At 53.5% G+C, this 2,651-nt stretch carries 3 protein-coding genes; all 3 read left to right on the plus strand.

Features of this window, described 5'->3' with window-relative positions; translation table 11 throughout:
* Nucleotides 1-637: PDZ domain-containing protein (locus tag Q0510_RS17175; RefSeq protein WP_298714595.1), on the plus strand; the 637-nt coding region annotated here is incomplete at its 5' end.
* 132 nt (nucleotides 638-769) lie between these two features.
* Entirely contained in the window at nucleotides 770-1,321 is a 552-nt protein-coding gene (locus tag Q0510_RS17180) for a sigma-70 family RNA polymerase sigma factor (protein WP_298714598.1), read from the plus strand.
* A 74-nt stretch (nucleotides 1,322-1,395) separates the two neighbouring features.
* Nucleotides 1,396-2,466, plus strand: a complete 1,071-nt coding sequence (locus tag Q0510_RS17185) for a FecR domain-containing protein (protein ID WP_298714601.1) — start codon at nucleotides 1,396-1,398, stop codon at nucleotides 2,464-2,466.
* The last annotated feature ends 185 nt before the right edge of the window (nucleotides 2,467-2,651 follow it).

Consider the following 2,651-nt stretch of genomic DNA (forward strand, 5'->3'; position numbering starts at 1 on the left):
GGTGCGTGAAGCGGGTGTGGAACATGTGGAAAGGCATGCGGGCGAGCCCGAGCTCTGCAGTTTCCTGTATTCGCCGCTGGCTTCCGGGAAACAGAAGCGTGGCGTCACCAGCACACCCGCTTTCGATATGCCGCCGCGCCTCAGCAGCGGGTATTTCGGCGCTAAACTGGGGGAGATGGAAGATATGACCGGCGTGGCTTTCACCGATCCGCAGGGCCCTGCCGCGCGGGCGGGCATTCTCGCGGGCGATAAACTCCTGCGCATCAACGACGCGCAGCCGGCCAATGGCGCGGCTTTCATCAGCGAGCTCCAAAAATACCATCCCCATCAAACCATAACTATTTCCCTCCGCCGGGGCGACAGCCTCCTGACCCGCCCGGTTACCCTCGCCGAACGGCTGGACCCTCCGTCCAAACACCCCGCCGAAATGTACGAAGGCGGCAAAAGCAGGAGGAGAGACGGTTTCACGAAAGTCTGGTTCTGCGACATGCATGCCCGCTCCTCCGATTGCGGCGCTCCCGTGTACGACGACCAGGGCCGCTTCTCCGGCATCGTGATCGCCCGTTTCAGCCGCACGGCCACCGTTGTACTCCATGCATCGGAGATCGACCGCTGGATGGCCAACCTGCAATTGTGAGGGAAAGGGCCTGTTTCCAATGATATTTTAACATTTGCTCCTAATTTTTTGCCGCTTGTTTGACAATTAGCGCGGAAGCGCTTTTATTTTGTACGGTTTCACCTTACCGACCAGACAGATTGCATGAACGTTATGATAAGACCAGATGCTGCGCTGCTATTCCAACAACTACCGCAAACCAATGGGGAAGCGGCGCTCATGCAATTGCATTCCCTGTACTTCAGCCGGATCTTCAAACTTATCCTTTCCCTCATCAAACAACGCGAACCGGCCGAAGAACTGGCCAGCGACGTATTCATGGAACTCTGGCAGCGGCGCGAAAAGTTGTCCGCCATCCGGAATTACGAAGTGTACCTGTACGTGATCGCGCGCAACAAGGCTTTCACCTTCCTCAAGCAGCAACTGCACCTCACCGATCCGCTCGACCAGATCGAAGATTTCAGGCTGGAGCTGGCGCGTTCGCCGGAAGATCTGCTCATTTCCTCGGAAATGCTCCACCGCATACACGCGGCCATCAACGACCTGCCCCCCAAATGCAAGTTGATTTTCCAGCTGGTGAAGGAGCAATCCTTCAAATACCGGGAAGTCGCTGAAATCCTTAATATCTCCCTAAAAACCGTGGAAGCCCAGATGGGCATCGCCATCAAAAAGCTCGGCAAGGCCGTGGCTTTTTCCACGATCTGAAATATATTTTATTTCCTTTTAGGGGTGCCGGGCATTTTTCTCACTCCTTCTAATAAACGACCGGCATTTTTCTAATGAACAGAATCTGGGAATTACTCGCTAAGAAATTCAGTCATGAGATTTCGGATCATGAAAGGCTTGAGCTCGAAGAGCTGCTCAGGACCTATCAGCATGATTTCCAGCAAAGCGAAATGCTGCAGGCGGCCTATGACCTGAAGGCCGTTGCCCCGGACGATGATGCCGCAAAGGAACGCAGCGAAATGCGTTTGCGGAAGATGCTGGAAGGGGTTTCGGTGGAAACGGAAAACGTCGTGGAAGCCGGTCCTGCGGAAGAGGCGCGGAAGCCATCGCATATCCGGCGTTTTTCGCGGTACTACATCGCCGGGCTGGTGAACGTGGCTGCCATCGCCCTGATCTTTGTATGGCCGCTGGTGTTTTCGGATGGCCCGCTCTACAACAAAATCAATACGGAACGCGGAGCCAAAACCACGGTGCACCTGCCCGACGGGTCGGTGGTGACGCTCAATTCCGGCAGCCGGCTGAGTTACAGCAAAGATTTCGGCGTAAAAAACCGGGAAATCAAACTGGAAGGTGAAGCTTATTTCGATGTGGTGAAAAATCCCAACATGCCCATGCTCGTTTCCGCCGGCAGCGTGGAAGTGAAAGTGCTGGGGACCACTTTCAACGTGAAAGCTTATCCCGAAGATTCCGTGGTGGAAGCTTCGCTGTTCACGGGAGCCATCCAGCTGATGTCCGAAAAAGACCCGGAAAGGGTCATTTTACTGCGGCCGCGGGAAAAAGTAACCATCAACCGGCAGCACAACCTGGCCGCTGCGCCGGTGGAAGCCAAAGGCGAAACAGTTTCCCTCAAGCAAATGCTCTTCAACCAGGCAGACAGCAGCTTCGACGAAACCGCCTGGATGCAGAACAAACTCGTCTTCAAAGCCGCGCGCTTCCGCGACGTGGCCAACGAACTGCAAAGAAAATTCAACACGGATATACAATTCAACGACGCTAAATATCAGGACATACGCATAACAGGGACTTTCGCTGAGGAAAACATTCAGGAAATCATCCAGGCGCTGCAAGAAACCATACCATTCGAGTATACCATTTCGGGCCATAAAATTTATATAAGCCAGTAACCAGCACGGGTCGATAACAGTATCCACGTCCCGGCACCACGATTACGATCAGATGAATGCGATCACACATGAGAATTGCGGCTTCAAGGCGCCGTACCAGTCCCCTGTTGCCTATTAAAAAACATTTTAAAAACCAAAATTGACATGACATTTAAACAATGCTGCAAAGTACTGCTGTGTATGGT

The organism is uncultured Chitinophaga sp., assembly GCF_937874145.1.
GTDB lineage: Bacteria > Bacteroidota > Bacteroidia > Chitinophagales > Chitinophagaceae > Chitinophaga.

Coding starts and splice junctions, on each gene's coding strand:
- Q0510_RS17180 (WP_298714598.1), top strand. CDS start 770: ATGATAAGACCAGATGCTGCGCTGCTATTCCAACAACTACCGCAAACC.
- Q0510_RS17185 (WP_298714601.1), top strand. CDS start 1,396: ATGAACAGAATCTGGGAATTACTCGCTAAGAAATTCAGTCATGAGATT.